The following is a 13,695-nucleotide window of genomic DNA, read 5'->3' as shown; positions in this document are numbered from 1 at the left end:
GTATAATGAGACTTGTATTTGGGAGAATTGGATGAAAATCGCAAAAAACACCGTCGTGTCGGTCACTTACAAGCTGTCGGATGCACAGGGCAATCTGATCGAGGAAAGCGACGAGCCGATGGTTTATCTGCACGGCGGCTATGATGGCACGTTCCCCAAGATCGAGGAACAGCTCGACGGCCACGAGCCCGGCTACGAGGCGCAGGTCCAGCTCGAGCCGCAGGACGCGTTCGGCGACTACGATCCCGAACTCGTGAAGATCGAGCCGCGCGATCGTTTTCCCGAGCCGCTCGAAGTGGGCATGCAGTTCGAGGGCACGCCGGAAGACGGCGACGAGGAAGTCGATTCGCTGATCTACACGGTCACCGACGTCGCCGAAGACAAGGTCGTGCTCGACGGCAATCACCCGCTGGCAGGCATGGCGCTGCGTTTCGCGCTGACCGTGAAGGACGTTCGCGAAGCCACCGAAGACGAAATCGAGCATGAGCACGCACATGGCGCGGAAGGGCTCGAGATCGTCGACGAGGACGATGACGAAGACGAAGACGGCGAAGCGCCGTCAGGGCGTACTCTGCACTGAGCTTGCAGGCACGCCGGGCGTCGGCCCCGATGCAGGGGGCGGCGCAGGCCACGACGCGCCGCCCGGGGCGGCGCCGTCACCCTGCAGCGGCGGCGCGACCGACGACGAGTCGGGCAGCGCCGGCAACGCGGGGATTTCCGGCATCTGTGGCAGCGGCACGTCGTCGTGCGGCACGAGCGGCAGCGCGGGTGGCACCGGCAGGTTCTTCGGCACCTCCTGCAGGCTGACGTTGAAGATTGTCTGCCGTGACGGCGACACGCTCACCTTGACCCACTGATTCGCCGGATGGCGCGGTCCGATCGCGACGCGCGTCACGTTTCCTATCAGCTCACCATCGTCGGCACGCAGCGGCCGGTCGATCAGGAAGCCGTTCGCCAGCGGTTCGCCGCTCGCGTGCATCACCAGGATCGGGCCGCGGAACGTCGCCGCCGCCTTCACCAGCGTACGTTTCAACTCGCGGAAGCCGTCGCGTACGCGCGGCCGGTTGAAACGCAGCCATGCGAAGCGTTCCGCGCGTTCATAGCGTTCGAACTGCGGATCGCCTTCGAACATCACCACCATCGCACGCGCCTCGCGCCGCTTCGCGTATTCGGCCGCGTGGTCGATCCAGAAACCGTTCGCGATGATGCGGTCCTCGAATTCGCCATTGCGGCCGCCGGCCGTCAGGTAATGGTTGTTCGGCGCCGGCGCGTTGAGCGCGACGTAGACGATGTCGTCGCGCATCCAGCGGGCATTCTCGCGATACGGCCGGAACCGTGCGACTTCGCTTTCCCGCGTGATCGGCAGCGCGCCGGGGTCGGGCAGTGCCGAATCGGCGAGCAGTGTCTGCCGCAGGAAGTCGAGCCGCTCGACCGGATCGTAGCTACCGCCGGCCACGGTGTTGCACGTTGCCCAGTCGTCGTGACCGGGAATGAATATGAGCGGCACGCGTGCCGCATCCAGGATCGCGCCGCGCTGCGAATACAGTGCATCGCGGCACGCTTCCTTCGAACCCTTGAGATCGCCCGCATACACCACGAACGCGAGATTGCGCTCGCGCGCGATCGCGTCGAGCAGCCGCTGTGCAGCCGGTTCGTCCGCAGGGGTGTTGATCACGCCCGACACGACCGCGAACGAGTAGGGCGCGGTGCTGCGCTTCGGCGGTGCCGCCTGCGCACCGGCCGGCGCGAACGCGATCAACGCCGCGACGAGCGCGGCGGCCGCACGGGCCGGCAGGCCCGGCGAGACGCGCTTACGCGTGTCCGTCTGCATCGTGCGACCGGACCAGCGTGCGCAGTTCGTACAGCAGGTCGAGTGCCTCGCGCGGCTTGAGATCGTCGGGATCGATGTCGCGCAGCTTTTCGAGCGCCGGATGCGGTGTGTCGGGCAGCGCCGGCGCGTCCGCGCATTCGAGATCGTCGGCGGCCACCGGCGGCGCGCTGAACAGGTCGAGCTGCGGCGTGTGCTGCGAAGCCGATTGCTGTTCGAGGTACGCGAGGTGCTTGCGCGCGGCGCGGATCACGGGCGCCGGAACGCCTGCGAGCTGGGCGACCTGCAGGCCGTAGCTCTGGTTGGCCGGCCCTTCGTTGACCGCGTGCAGGAACACGATGCCGTGGCCGTGCTCGACGGCCGACAGGTGGACGTTGGCCGCTTGCGGAAATTCCGCCGGCAGCTGCGTCAGCTCGAAGTAGTGCGTCGCGAACAGCGTGTAGCACGCGTTGTGCGCCAGCAGGTGGCGCGCGATGGCCCACGCGAGCGCGAGGCCGTCGAACGTCGACGTGCCGCGGCCGATCTCGTCCATCAGCACGAGGCTTTGCGGTGTCGCGTCGTTGAGGATCGCCGCGGCTTCGGTCATCTCGACCATGAACGTCGAGCGGCCGCCTGCGAGATCGTCTGCCGCGCCGATGCGCGTGAAGATCCGGTCGATCGGGCCGAAGCATGCCGACCTGGCCGGCACGTAGCTGCCGACGTAAGCCATCAGCGCGATCAACGCGGTCTGCCGCATGAACGTCGACTTGCCGCCCATGTTCGGGCCGGTGATCAGCAGCAGCTTGCGCTCGGTGCCGAACCGGCAGTCGTTCGCGATGAACTGTTCGACCTGCGCCTCGACGACCGGGTGGCGGCCCTGTTCGATTTCGATGCCGATCTCGTCGGTGAAGGTCGGCGCGACCCAGTCGAGCGCGCGGGCGCGTTCGGCGAATGCGGCGAGCAGGTCGAGTTCGGCGAGCGCCGATGCGACGCGCTGACACTCGGGGATGAACGGCAGCAGTGCCTGCAGCACTGCGTCGTACAGCGCGCGCTCGCGCGCCAGGGCGCGTTCCTGCGCGGACAGCGCCTTGTCCTCGAAAGTCTTCAGTTCGGGCGTGATGTAGCGCTCGGCATTCTTCAACGTCTGGCGCCGGCGATAGTCGTCGGGCACCTTGTCGGTCTGGCCGCGCGTGACCTCGATGTAGAAGCCGTGCACCTTGTTGTATTCGACGCGCAGGTTCGCGATGCCGGTGCGCGTGCGCTCGCGCGCTTCGAGATCGATCAGGAACTGCCCGCAGTTCTCCGAGATGTCGCGCAGCTCGTCGAGCTCGGCGTCGTAACCGCGCGCGATCACGCCGCCGTCGCGCACCATCGCGGCCGGTTCGGGCGCGATCGCGCTCGTCAGCAGGTCGAGGCATTCGGCGGGCGGTGCGAGTGCTGCGTCGACGCGGGTGAGGGCGTCCGCGTCCGCGACGATCGCGCTGATGCGCTCACGCAGCGCCGGGAGGGCGGCGAACGTGTCGCGCAGGCTCGACAAATCACGCGGGCGCGCGGACAGCAGTGCGAGGCGCCCGGTGATCCGTTCGACGTCGGCGATCTGGCGCAGCGCGCTGCGCAGCGCATCGAGGCTTGCGTTTGCCGGTGCATCGAGCAGCGCGCCGATCGCCTGCTGGCGCGACTGTGCGGCGACCGACGCGCGCGGCGGGTGATGCAGCCAGTGACGCAGCAGGCGGCTGCCCATCGTCGTGCAGCAGGTGTCGAGCAGCGAATACAGCGTCGGCGACTCGGTGCCGCGCAGCGTCTCGGTCAGTTCGAGGTTGCGGCGCGTGGCCGGATCGAGCCCGATGTACTCGGTTTCGTTTTCGACCTTGAGGCTGCGCACGTGCCGCAACTGCTGGCCTTGCGTGGCCGCTGCGTAGAGCAGCAGCGCGCCGGCCGCGCCGCACGCGCTCGTCAGCGAATGTGCGCCGAAGCCGTCGAGGCTCGCGACATCGAGCTGGTCGCACAGGCGCTGCGTGCCCGACGCGATGTCGAAATGCCACGCCGGCACGCGCTTGCTTGCGCCTGCGCCTGCCGGCACGGCGTCGGTTGCGCCGTCCGGCGTCAGGATCTCGGCCGGCCGGATGCGCTCGAGCGCGGCAGCGAGCTGCTCGGGTTCGATTTCTGCGAGCCGCAGCGCGCCGCTTGCAAGGTTCAGCCACGCGAGGCCGACATTGACCGCGACGCCACGCTTGTTGTGGCCCGTGCACATCGCGAGCAGGTAGACATCGTTCTTGTCGGACAGCAGTGCTGCATCGGTCAGCGTGCCGGGCGTGACGACGCGCACGACCTTGCGCTCGACGGGGCCCTTCGACGTGGCGGGATCGCCGATCTGTTCGCAGATCGCGACCGATTCGCCCATCTTCACGAGCTTGGCGAGATACTGTTCGACCGCATGATGCGGCACACCGGCCATCTTGATCGGCGTGCCGGCGGATGCGCCGCGTTGCGTGAGGGTCAGGTCGAGCAGGCGTGCGGCCTTTTCCGCGTCTTCGAAGAACAGCTCGTAGAAGTCGCCCATCCGGTAGAAGACAAGCGTGTCGGGATGGTCGGCCTTGATGCGCAGGTACTGCTGCATCATTGGAGTATGGCCGGCGAAGGCTTCGGGCGACAGCGTGGTCATAGGTCAGGCATGAAGTTGTTGCTTGGGTTGCCCGAGTTTACCAGTCGCTTCCATGTGCACGCGCGAAGTTCGCCGTTTGGCCAGGTGCGGACGATCGCGCGAACCCTTGCGTGCTGACGCCGCCCCGCATATCAGCGCGTGTGGTTGGACGTCAGGCGGCGTGCGGCGGCTTCGAACCCGGCGGCGTGGCGTCGCCGGTCGGTTTCGAGCATGGCGACCCGATCCGCGGCTCTCATTCGGCCCCTTTTTCGCCTGGGAGACTAGCCACTCATTACCATCGACCGCAGACGATTTCGTCCGTCCGGGCAACGCTACGAACTGTGAAACGTTTGGCAGACCGCGTAATCCAGTTACTCGGTCTTTATATTTGCCCATGCTCTCGGGACTTACACCAATCAACCTCGTAAAACTGAAACTTAGGCAAGTTTCAATGAATGGAGCGTGCTAGTCTGAAACGGCAATATATAAAAACGCAGTAAGTTCGGGGCACAAACATGAAGCAGGCCATACAGGATGCGGGGGGCGCGTGCGCGCAAAGTACCCTGGTGCCGCACGTTACAACGGTCGCGGACGAGTCGGAGCGGATCAATCTGATCGAGCTTGGTGCTCGCGTGTCGTCAGTGACCGTGCTGGGCGTATTTGCCTATCTGATTTATATGCCGTGGCGATTGGATCCGAGCCGGATCACGCTGATCCTGCTGCTGGTATCCGCGGTACTGACCGTCGGCATGTCGGCGTTTGCCAAATTGCCGAAACGGCGCGACTGGCATCCCGTTGCAGTGTGCTTGTCCCTGGGTGGTTCGTTCTACTGCCTGACCTATCAGCTGACTGCCAGTACCCAACTGATCCCGGAGTGGGCAGGGGGCGCCTGGCAAATATGCGGGATTGCGTGGCAACTGTTCGCGAAACTGTCGCTCGGGCGCTCGTTCGGCTTGCTGCCGGCGAATCGCGGCGTCGTTTCGAGCGGAGCGTACCGGTTCATGCGCCACCCGATCTATGCCGGTTATCTGTTGTCCGAAATCGGTTTCCTGCTTGCAAACTTCAGTACGCGAAACCTGCTCGCGATCGGCATCTGGATGCTGTTGCAGATCGGGCGAATCAGTTTGGAAGAGCGGGTGCTGTCGGAAGACGCCGATTATCGTGCGTACAAGACGAAGGTTCGGTACCGGCTGATTCCCGGTGTGTTTTGACGGGCGTGCCCAAAGCGCGCCGTGGTGGTGAGCCGGTGAAACAGATTGGCGCGGCGAACGTGCAAAAAGTCGGCGTACTCGGGTCACGGACCTTCGCACGCCGACTCTGTCCTGCGTGTCAGGACGCGTGTCCCGACGTCAGGCTGAGGGCCACCGCCTGCGCAACTTCGATGCCGTCGATCGCCGCCGAATAAATGCCGCCCGCATACCCGGCGCCTTCGCCGGCCGGATACAGGCCTTCGACGTTCATGCTCTGGTAATCGTCCTTGCGTCGAATCCGGATCGGTGACGACGTGCGCGTCTCCACGCCGGTGAGCACGGCATCGTGCATCGCAAAGCCGGCGATCTTCTTGTCGATCTGGGGCAGGGCTTCACGGATCGCTTCGATCACATAGTCCGGCAGCGCGGTGCTGAGATCGGTCGGGTTCACGCCGGGCTTGTACGACGGCTCCACGGAGCCCAGCGACGTCGACGGCCGGCCTGCGATGAAATCGCCGACCAGTTGACCCGGCGCGCGGTAATCGCCGCCGCCGAGTTCGAACGCGCGCTCTTCCCATTTGCGCTGGAACGCGATGCCCGCCAGCGGGCCGCCGGGATAATCGTCCGGCGTGATGCCGACGACGATGCCCGCATTCGCGTTGCGCTCGGCCCGCGAATACTGGCTCATGCCGTTGGTGACCACGCGCCCCGGCTCGGACGTCGCCGCGACCACGGTGCCCCCAGGGCACATGCAGAAGCTGTAGACGGCGCGGCCGTTGCTGCAGTGGTGGACCACCTTGTAGTCGGCCGCGCCGAGCTGCTTGTGGCCCGCGAACTTGCCGAAGCGGCTGCGATCGATCAGCCCCTGCGGATGCTCGATGCGAAAACCCAGCGAGAACGGCTTGGCTTCGATGTAGACGCCGCGATCGTGCAGCATCTGGAAGGTGTCGCGCGCGCTGTGGCCCACGGCCAGCACCACGTGGTCGCACCGCAGCGTTTCTCCGTTCGAGAGCTTCAGCGAGCGCACCTTGCCCTGATCGATCTCGATGTCGTCGACCCGCGTTTCGAAACGCACTTCACCACCCAGTTCGTGGATGGACGCACGCATTTTTTCCACCATGCTGACGAGGCGGAACGTGCCGATATGCGGCCGGCTCAGATACAGGATGTCTTCCGGTGCGCCTGCCTTGACGAATTCGTCCAGCACCTTGCGGCCATAGTGGTTGGGATCCTTGATCTGGCTGTACAGCTTGCCGTCGGAAAACGTGCCGGCCCCGCCTTCGCCGAACTGCACGTTGGATTCGGGGTTGAGCACGCTCTTGCGCCACAGGCCGAAGGTGTCCTTGGTGCGCTCGCGCACGGCCTTGCCGCGTTCGAGGATGATGGGACGGAAACCCATCTGCGCGAGGATCAGCCCAGCGAACAGGCCGCACGGCCCCATGCCGATCACGACCGGGCGCAGGAAATTGCCGTGCTCGGGCGCCTTCGTGACGAAGTGGTACGCCATGTCGGGCGTCACGCCGCAATGCGGTTTCCCGGCGAGGCGCTTGATCGCGGCCGCTTCGTCCGCGACTTCGACATCGACGATATACGTGAGCTTGATGTCGGCGCGCTTGCGCGCATCGTGCGCACGACGGAACACGGTGTAACGGAGGAACTCGTCCGCGGCCACGCCAAGCTCCGCGAGGCGCGCGCGAATCGCGGCCTCGAGCGCGCTTTCGGGGTGGTCGAGGGGGAGTTTAATTTCGCTTAGCCGTAACATGGGGACTCGGATGCGATTGCCACGGCGTCGTGGCGGTGTTGATACGGTCGGGGGCTGGCAGGCCGGCGGGGTCGTCCGCCGCGCGGGCGTGCCGTACGCAAACCCGCACGCAAGCCATTTATTGTCTTGCGGGAACGGCGGTGTGGGCGGCAGTACGCTGACCGGCCCCGACAAACTCAAGCAACTTCAGGATAGGCGCACGAAGCGACCCTTGTGCGGGAAGATGTTCCCGCCTCCCGGCAACCGGGAGGCGAACGGTGCGCCGTCGTGACGATGCCCGCGAGCGGTGTGCGCGAAAGCCGCGCCGCGCGGGCGCGGCCGGGGCTTACTCCGCCGCCGGATGCACGCGCGTGTAACGGTTCAGGATCGGGATCATCTGCGCGTAGATCTTCGGGTTCGCCGCGACGATTTCATGGCGATGCAGGAAATCGGCGTCGCCCGTGTAGTTGCCGACGAGGCCGCCGGCCTCGGTGATCAGCAGGCTGCCCGCTGCCATGTCCCACACGTTGATGCCTTGCTCGAAGAACGCGTCGAGGCGGCCGGCCGCGACGTTCGCGAGATCGAGTGCTGCTGCGCCCGGACGACGCAGGCCGGTACAGGCTTGCGTCATTTCGGTGAAGAGGCGTGCGTATGCATCGAGGCCGTCCTTTTCGCGGAACGGGAAGCCCGTGCCGACCAGTGCGTCCGACAGGCGGTCGCGGCGGCCGACGCGGATGCGGCGGTCGTTCAGGTATGCACCGCGGCCGCGCGTGGCCGTGAACAGGTCGTTCTTGTTCGGGTCGTAGACGACGGCCTGCGTGACGACGCCCTTGTGCTCGAGCGCAATCGACACGCAGTAGTACGGGAAGCCGTGGATGAAGTTGGTCGTGCCGTCGAGCGGATCGATGATCCACTTGAATTCGGATTCGTTCTCCGATTCGCCCGATTCCTCGGCGAGGATCGCGTGGTCCGGATAGGCGGTCTTCAGCGTCTCGATGATCGCGTCTTCGGCGGCCTTGTCCACTTCGGTGACGAAGTCGTTCTGCTGCTTCTTGCGGATCTCGATCAGGTCGAGATCGAGGGACGCGCGGTTGATGATCTGTCCGGCGCGGCGCGCAGCCTTGACAGCAATGTTGAGCATGGGATGCATGAGCCTGGATCCTGTAGCCGGCGGCACGGGCCGCCACGAAGTGGAACAACCGCCCGGCACGGCGCAAGCGTGGCAGGCGAGGTGAGACGCGAATTGACAAAGAACGGGGTACGACCCGCGCAGCACGGAGTGCGACGCGTAAAGGCATGATTTTACCCGATTTTTGGCGGTTTCAGGCGACCGGAATACGGGGAAACCCCCACTATCCGTCCGGACGAGTGGGTTTGCCGCGGCGATGGCGATACCATACTGCCATTCTGATGAACCGAGTCGTATCGTAGTGGAAACCCCGCAGATCACCGCCGCGCCGTCCGAGCCGGGCGCGGCCTCGTCCCGGCCGCCGTCCGGCGGCTTCACGTCCACCCGTTTCGTGCTCGTCGAGCCGAGCCATCCCGGCAACGTCGGGGCGGCCGCCCGCGCGTTGAAGACGATGGGTTTCTCGCGTCTGGTGCTGGTCGCGCCGCGTGTGCCGCACGTGCAGAGCGATCCCGAGGCGATCGCGATGGCCAGCGGCGCGGACGACGTCCTCGCCTCCGCGCATGTCGTGCCGACGCTTGGCGACGCGCTGTCCGGCGTGCACTGGTCGATCGCACTCACCGCGCGTACGCGCGAATACGGGCCGCCGCGTCTCGCGCCGCGCGCGGCCGCCACGCAGGCGTGCGCACAGGTCGGTACGGGCGACATCGCGCTCGTGTTCGGCAACGAGCGCACGGGCCTCGCGAACGAGCACGTCGAGCAGTGCAGCGCGCTCGCCCACATCCCGGCGAACCCTGCCTACAGTTCGCTGAATCTCGCACAGGCCGTGCAGGTGCTCGCGTACGAGTTGCGCGTCGCGTTTCTCGAGCAGGCGAGCGAGCCATCCGCGCAAGCGCCGGCCGAAGCCGGCACGCTCGCGCAGAGCGATGAGATCGAGCGGATGTACGTGCACCTCGAGAACGCGCTGATCGCACTCGATTTCCTCGATCCGCGCAACCCGAAGAAGCTGATGCCGCGGCTGCGGCGCCTGTTCGCGCGCACGGGCCTTGAGCGTGAGGAGGTCAATATCCTGCGCGGTATCGCGAAGCACGTCCTGCTGAAATCGGGCAAACCGGGCGGCGACGCGTAAGCGGCCGGTGCGCAGTGCAGGGGCCGCTGGACGGCTCGGCGCGCGGGGCCGTTTCCCTGTCGGGCAGGTGCTGCGTCGGCCGCCGGAAGCGCCGGGCCGAATCGTCCGGCCCGTTCGGCCATCCCGCAAACTCAACGCCAGCAAGCGTTCCGGCCGAATACCCGCGCCGTCGGCGGGGTGAACGCGCGGGCTCGTGCGGCCGTGCGCGACTCGCCCTACAATCGCCGAACGTCATAACTAAATTACCCGGCGCGATAACGGCCGGTCATTGCCGGCGATGCGCGCCGGCCTTTTCCCAGACCACATCATGTTCACGAGACTGCGCGAAGACGTTGCAACGATTCGCGAGCGGGATCCCGCCGCTCGCAGTGCATGGGAAGTGCTGACCTGTTATCCGGGGCTGCATGCGCTCGTACTGCATCGCTTCGCGCACGCATGCTGGCGCGCGAAGCGCTACTGGCTCGCGCGTTTCGCGTCACAGGCCGGCCGGTTCCTGACCGGCATTGAAATCCACCCGGGCGCGACGATCGGCCGGCGCGTGTTCATCGACCACGGCATGGGTGTCGTGATCGGCGAGACGGCGATCATCGGCGACGACTGCACGATCTATCAGGGCGTGACGCTGGGCGGCACGTCGCTCACGCGCGGCGCGAAGCGCCACCCGACGCTCGAGGCCGGCGTGATCGTCGGCGCGGGTGCGAAGGTGCTCGGCGGTTTCACGGTCGGTGCGGGCGCGAAGATCGGTTCGAACGCGGTCGTCGTGAAGCCGGTGCCGGCAGGCGGCACGGCAGTCGGCAATCCGGCGCGCGTCGTGATGCCGGCGCAGCCGAAGCCGCAGCCCGAACGCGCGGCGTTCTCCGCGTACGGGATCACGCCGAATGCCGACGATCCGATGTCGCTCGCCATTCACGGGCTGATCGATCACGCTGCGAAGGAAAGCCGCCGTGTCGACGAGATTGTCGCGGCGCTCGAGCGGCTCGGCACGCATCTGGAAACGCTGCAGGGCGCCGACGCAGCGCGCCTCGACCTGCGCCGGCTGTCGGCGGTGCTGGAAGGCAAGGCGGTCGAGCGTCAGGCGTAATGTGATCGATGCGGGTCGCTGCCGGTCGCAGCAGGTCGGTTCGACGGCGGCAGCCGCGTCAGTCGAGCGGCATCGCGTGGATACCTTCCGCGTCGACACGCAGGTAACCGCCGCGCGGCTTGCCGTGGTCGAGATCCCAGTCGGGCAACACCCAGCGAATGCCGCCCGGCTCGCTGTGGCGCGCGGGGCGGTGCGTGTGGCCGTGAATGATCACGCTCGCGCGGCTTTTCCGGAACAGGGCGGCTACCCCTTCACGCGTGACATCGTAAATCGCCGAAGCAGGGCGGATCCGGCCCGCTTCGCTGTTCGAGCGCATGCGCTGCGCGAGCGCGCGGCGCCAGCGGAACGGCCACGCGAGAAACAGCCATTGCGCGACGCGGTTGCGTGCGAAGCGGCGGAACAGCTGGTAGCCGCGATCGGCCGTGCATTGCGCGTCGCCGTGCGCGAGCACGATGCGCTGGCCGAACGCCATGATCAGCGACGGGTCGGGCAGCAGCATCGCACCGGCTGCCTTCATGAAGCGACGGCCGAGCAGGAAATCGCGGTTGCCGTGCATCACGTAGAGCGCAATTCCGCGTTCCGAGAACGTGTGCATCAGCGCGGCCATGCGGGCCGCGAACGGATCGTCGTCGAGGATGTCGTCGCCGATCCAGTATTCGAACAGATCACCGAGGATGAACACCGAGTCGGCGCTGTCGGCGGTGTATTTCACGAAATGCTCGAACGCGGCGACCGTCTTCGGAATCGCTTCGCTCAGGTGCAGATCGGAGAGAAACAGGAACGGGCGTGCGGCTTGCGCGTATTCGCGCTCGCCCGGCACGCCCGCGGAGACGCTTCGTGGCGGACTCTCCTGCAACATCGAAGTGCCTCCGTTACGTGCTGTGCGTCAGACCACGACGGCCTTTTCGATCACGACGTCGTCGGCCGGCACGTCCTGGTGGAAACCGGCGTTGCCCGTCTTGACGCCCTTGATCTTGTCGACCACGTCCTGGCCTTCGACAACCTTGCCGAACACGGCGTAGCCCCAGCCTTGCGGCGTCGGCGACGAGTGGTTCAGGAAGTCGTTGTCGTTCACGTTGATGAAGAACTGGGCGGTCGCCGAGTGCGGATCGTTCGTGCGTGCCATCGCGATCGTGTAGTTGTCGTTCTTCAGGCCGTTGTTCGCTTCGTTGTCGATCGGCGCATCGGTCGGCTTCTGCTTCAGGCCCGGCTCGAAGCCGCCGCCCTGGATCATGAAGCCGTTGATCACGCGATGGAACACGGTGCCGTCGTAGTGGCCCTTCTTCACGTAGTTCAGGAAGTTTTCGACCGTCTTCGGTGCCTTCGCGGCGTCGAGCTCGAGCTTGATCACGCCGTGGTTCGTATGCAGTTCAACCATGATGAATTCCTTCGGTGAGGCGGTTTAAATGGCACGCGGCCGGTCGTGCGACGCGGCCGCGTGAGGCGCCGGACGTGCCGGCAGGTTCTTACTTCGAGACGACGCTCGCCGATTCGATCACGATCGGTTGTGCGGGCACGTCCTGCATCGGGCCGCGCGAGGTCGTCGCGACGCCTTCGATCTTCTTCACGACGTCGAGACCCGACACGACCTTGCCGAACACCGCATAACCGTTGCCGTCCGGGTTCGGGTAGTCGAGGCCGCTGTTGTCGACCGTGTTGATGAAGAACTGCGCGGTGGCCGAGTTCGGATCGCTCGTGCGCGCCATCGCGATCGTGCCCGTCAGGTTCTTCAGACCATTGCGGCTTTCCAGCGGGATCGGCGCGCGGGTCGGCTTCTCCTCGAAGTTGGTCTTGTAGCCGCCGCCCTGGATCATGAAGCCCTTGATCACGCGATGGAAGATCGTGCCGTTGTACTGGCCGGCCTTCACGTAATCGAGGAAGTTGGCGACCGATTTCGGCGCCTTCTCCGGGTAGAGCTCGACGCGGATGTCGCCCTGCGAGGTCTTCAGCTGCACGACGGGGTGCGCGGTAGCCGATTGCGCGAACGCAGGTGCGGTCGCGGTCGCGAGAAGGGCGGCGCCGCCAAGCGCCAGCAACAGACGTTTCATTGCGATCCTCAGGTTGGGAGGGAAAGAAGGCCGCGCCGCTTATTGCGACGGCGCGACGTACGGCGCCGCCAGTGCGCCCGACGGACCGCTGAACTGGAACGTCGGCGACATCGGCAGCGTGGTGGTGCTCACGTTCGCGGCGGCGCGGTCGGAGTAGTCGCGCGTGCTCGGCGAAGCCGCGCGGGCGTTCGGCGCGGCCTTCGGCGGCGACACGATCTTCTGGAGATCGGCGAGGCGCTGCGCGGTCGCGCCGCTCGTGCGGCCGAGCGATTGCGCGCGCTTGTACGACTCGGCCGCGAGGCGCAGGTAAAGATCGCCGAGGTTTTCGTATGCGAGCGAGTAGCTCGGATTCGCTTGCGTTGCCGTGACGAGCGCGGTGCGCGCTTCGTCGTATCGGCCATGCTTCGCGTAAAGCGCCGCAAGGTTGTTGTACGGCTCGGGCAGTTCGGGGTACGCCTGCGTGATCGCGACGAACTGCTGGATCGCATCGTCGTCGCGGTTCAGGCGGGCCAGCACGGTGCCGCGCTTGAACTGTGCCTGCAGGTCGTGCGGGTTCGAAGCGATGCGCGCGTCGAGCTGCGCGAGCGCCTGCTTCCACTGCTTGCCGGCGATCGACGCGTCGATTTCGGGCGTGCCGTCGGCGGTGGCCGGGGCCTTCTGCGCATGCGCCGCCGGGGCCGCGAAAAGCGTCAGCGCGACGCCCATGACGGTGGTCGCAACGAGGGTCGCAGCGCTCTGCGCGCGGCCGCGATGAGGTTTCATAGGCGTAAATCGGAATGTTATACTCCGAGCCATTCTAACAAAACGTCTGCGCGTTCCGGCGAGCGGCAGACAGTCTTTCTTAGCCTCTCGTGGCCGTCACCGCTGTGCTTGCAGCCTGACCGCCCCGTGTGATACGAGGACGCTCGGCCCGGTGCCGCAGCAGATGGTCC

At 66.1% G+C, this 13,695-nt stretch carries 12 protein-coding genes; 4 read left to right on the top strand and 8 right to left on the bottom strand.

Features of this window, described 5'->3' with window-relative positions; genetic code table 11:
* Nucleotides 1-31 precede the first annotated feature (31 nt).
* Nucleotides 32-580, top strand: coding sequence for a peptidylprolyl isomerase (locus tag AB3K92_RS33765; protein ID WP_042977234.1), 549 nt, complete (start codon nucleotides 32-34; stop codon nucleotides 578-580).
* Here AB3K92_RS33765 and AB3K92_RS33760 read toward each other — a convergent pair.
* On the bottom strand, nucleotides 560-1,831 hold the full coding sequence (locus AB3K92_RS33760) for a hypothetical protein (RefSeq protein ID WP_369466632.1): 1,272 nt from the start codon (nucleotides 1,829-1,831) through the stop codon (nucleotides 560-562). The genes AB3K92_RS33765 and AB3K92_RS33760 overlap by 21 nt on opposite strands.
* On the bottom strand, nucleotides 1,812-4,469 hold the full coding sequence (mutS, locus tag AB3K92_RS33755) for a DNA mismatch repair protein MutS (RefSeq protein ID WP_369466631.1): 2,658 nt from the start codon (nucleotides 4,467-4,469) through the stop codon (nucleotides 1,812-1,814). The genes AB3K92_RS33760 and mutS overlap by 20 nt, the downstream gene beginning before the upstream one ends.
* Before the next feature lie 494 nt (nucleotides 4,470-4,963).
* Between mutS and AB3K92_RS33750 the strand changes: the two genes are divergently transcribed.
* Nucleotides 4,964-5,659: an isoprenylcysteine carboxylmethyltransferase family protein gene (locus AB3K92_RS33750; protein WP_369466630.1), complete on the top strand. Its 696-nt coding sequence runs from the start codon at nucleotides 4,964-4,966 to the stop codon at nucleotides 5,657-5,659.
* 118 nt (nucleotides 5,660-5,777) lie between these two features.
* On the opposite strand, the gene AB3K92_RS33745 is transcribed toward AB3K92_RS33750, so the two are convergent.
* Both AB3K92_RS33745 and AB3K92_RS33740 read right to left on the bottom strand, forming a co-directional pair.
* A complete protein-coding gene (locus tag AB3K92_RS33745; protein WP_060058528.1) occupies nucleotides 5,778-7,400 on the bottom strand; it encodes an NAD(P)/FAD-dependent oxidoreductase in 1,623 nt (540 codons plus the stop codon).
* 325 nt (nucleotides 7,401-7,725) lie between these two features.
* Nucleotides 7,726-8,529, bottom strand: a complete 804-nt coding sequence (locus AB3K92_RS33740; RefSeq protein WP_021162664.1) for an inositol monophosphatase family protein — start codon at nucleotides 8,527-8,529, stop codon at nucleotides 7,726-7,728.
* Nucleotides 8,530-8,809: 280 nt separating this feature from the next.
* Between AB3K92_RS33740 and AB3K92_RS33735 the strand changes: the two genes are divergently transcribed.
* Nucleotides 8,810-9,634 carry an RNA methyltransferase gene (locus tag AB3K92_RS33735; protein WP_059589643.1) on the top strand — a complete coding sequence of 275 codons (825 nt, stop codon included), beginning with the start codon at nucleotides 8,810-8,812 and terminating at the stop codon, nucleotides 9,632-9,634.
* A gap of 307 nt (nucleotides 9,635-9,941) precedes the next feature.
* The gene (gene cysE / locus AB3K92_RS33730) at nucleotides 9,942-10,715 is read left to right on the top strand and encodes a serine O-acetyltransferase (protein ID WP_060303739.1); all 774 of its coding nucleotides are present in this window, start codon (nucleotides 9,942-9,944) and stop codon (nucleotides 10,713-10,715) included.
* A 58-nt stretch (nucleotides 10,716-10,773) separates the two neighbouring features.
* Here cysE and AB3K92_RS33725 read toward each other — a convergent pair whose 3' ends face one another.
* From AB3K92_RS33725 to AB3K92_RS33710, 4 genes are all read right to left on the bottom strand, one after another.
* Nucleotides 10,774-11,574, bottom strand: coding sequence for a UDP-2,3-diacylglucosamine diphosphatase (locus AB3K92_RS33725; RefSeq protein ID WP_021162661.1), 801 nt, complete (start codon nucleotides 11,572-11,574; stop codon nucleotides 10,774-10,776).
* A gap of 27 nt (nucleotides 11,575-11,601) precedes the next feature.
* Nucleotides 11,602-12,093 carry a peptidylprolyl isomerase gene (locus AB3K92_RS33720; protein WP_006751616.1) on the bottom strand — a complete coding sequence of 164 codons (492 nt, stop codon included), beginning with the start codon at nucleotides 12,091-12,093 and terminating at the stop codon, nucleotides 11,602-11,604.
* An 88-nt stretch (nucleotides 12,094-12,181) separates the two neighbouring features.
* On the bottom strand, nucleotides 12,182-12,763 hold the full coding sequence (locus AB3K92_RS33715) for a peptidylprolyl isomerase (protein WP_021162660.1): 582 nt from the start codon (nucleotides 12,761-12,763) through the stop codon (nucleotides 12,182-12,184).
* A 39-nt stretch (nucleotides 12,764-12,802) separates the two neighbouring features.
* Entirely contained in the window at nucleotides 12,803-13,525 is a 723-nt protein-coding gene (locus AB3K92_RS33710; RefSeq protein ID WP_021162659.1) for a tetratricopeptide repeat protein, read from the bottom strand.
* Nucleotides 13,526-13,695: the final 170 nt, after the last annotated feature.

Origin of the sequence: Burkholderia sp. Bmkn7 (genome assembly GCF_041103175.1) — a bacterium.
Lineage (GTDB): Bacteria > Pseudomonadota > Gammaproteobacteria > Burkholderiales > Burkholderiaceae > Burkholderia > Burkholderia cepacia.
This window is presented reverse-complemented; position numbering and strand designations above follow the sequence as displayed.

Bases quoted from the DNA above. Each gene is read 5' to 3' on its own strand.
- cysE (WP_060303739.1), top strand. From the start codon at position 9,942: ATGTTCACGAGACTGCGCGAAGACGTTGCAACGATTCGCGAGCGGGAT.
- AB3K92_RS33720 (WP_006751616.1), bottom strand. From the start codon at position 12,093: ATGGTTGAACTGCATACGAACCACGGCGTGATCAAGCTCGAGCTCGAC.
- AB3K92_RS33750 (WP_369466630.1), top strand. From the start codon at position 4,964: ATGAAGCAGGCCATACAGGATGCGGGGGGCGCGTGCGCGCAAAGTACC.
- AB3K92_RS33710 (WP_021162659.1), bottom strand. From the start codon at position 13,525: ATGAAACCTCATCGCGGCCGCGCGCAGAGCGCTGCGACCCTCGTTGCG.
- AB3K92_RS33715 (WP_021162660.1), bottom strand. From the start codon at position 12,763: ATGAAACGTCTGTTGCTGGCGCTTGGCGGCGCCGCCCTTCTCGCGACC.
- AB3K92_RS33740 (WP_021162664.1), bottom strand. From the start codon at position 8,529: ATGCATCCCATGCTCAACATTGCTGTCAAGGCTGCGCGCCGCGCCGGA.
- AB3K92_RS33725 (WP_021162661.1), bottom strand. From the start codon at position 11,574: ATGTTGCAGGAGAGTCCGCCACGAAGCGTCTCCGCGGGCGTGCCGGGC.
- AB3K92_RS33745 (WP_060058528.1), bottom strand. From the start codon at position 7,400: ATGTTACGGCTAAGCGAAATTAAACTCCCCCTCGACCACCCCGAAAGC.
- AB3K92_RS33765 (WP_042977234.1), top strand. From the start codon at position 32: ATGAAAATCGCAAAAAACACCGTCGTGTCGGTCACTTACAAGCTGTCG.
- mutS (WP_369466631.1), bottom strand. From the start codon at position 4,469: ATGACCACGCTGTCGCCCGAAGCCTTCGCCGGCCATACTCCAATGATG.
- AB3K92_RS33760 (WP_369466632.1), bottom strand. From the start codon at position 1,831: ATGCAGACGGACACGCGTAAGCGCGTCTCGCCGGGCCTGCCGGCCCGT.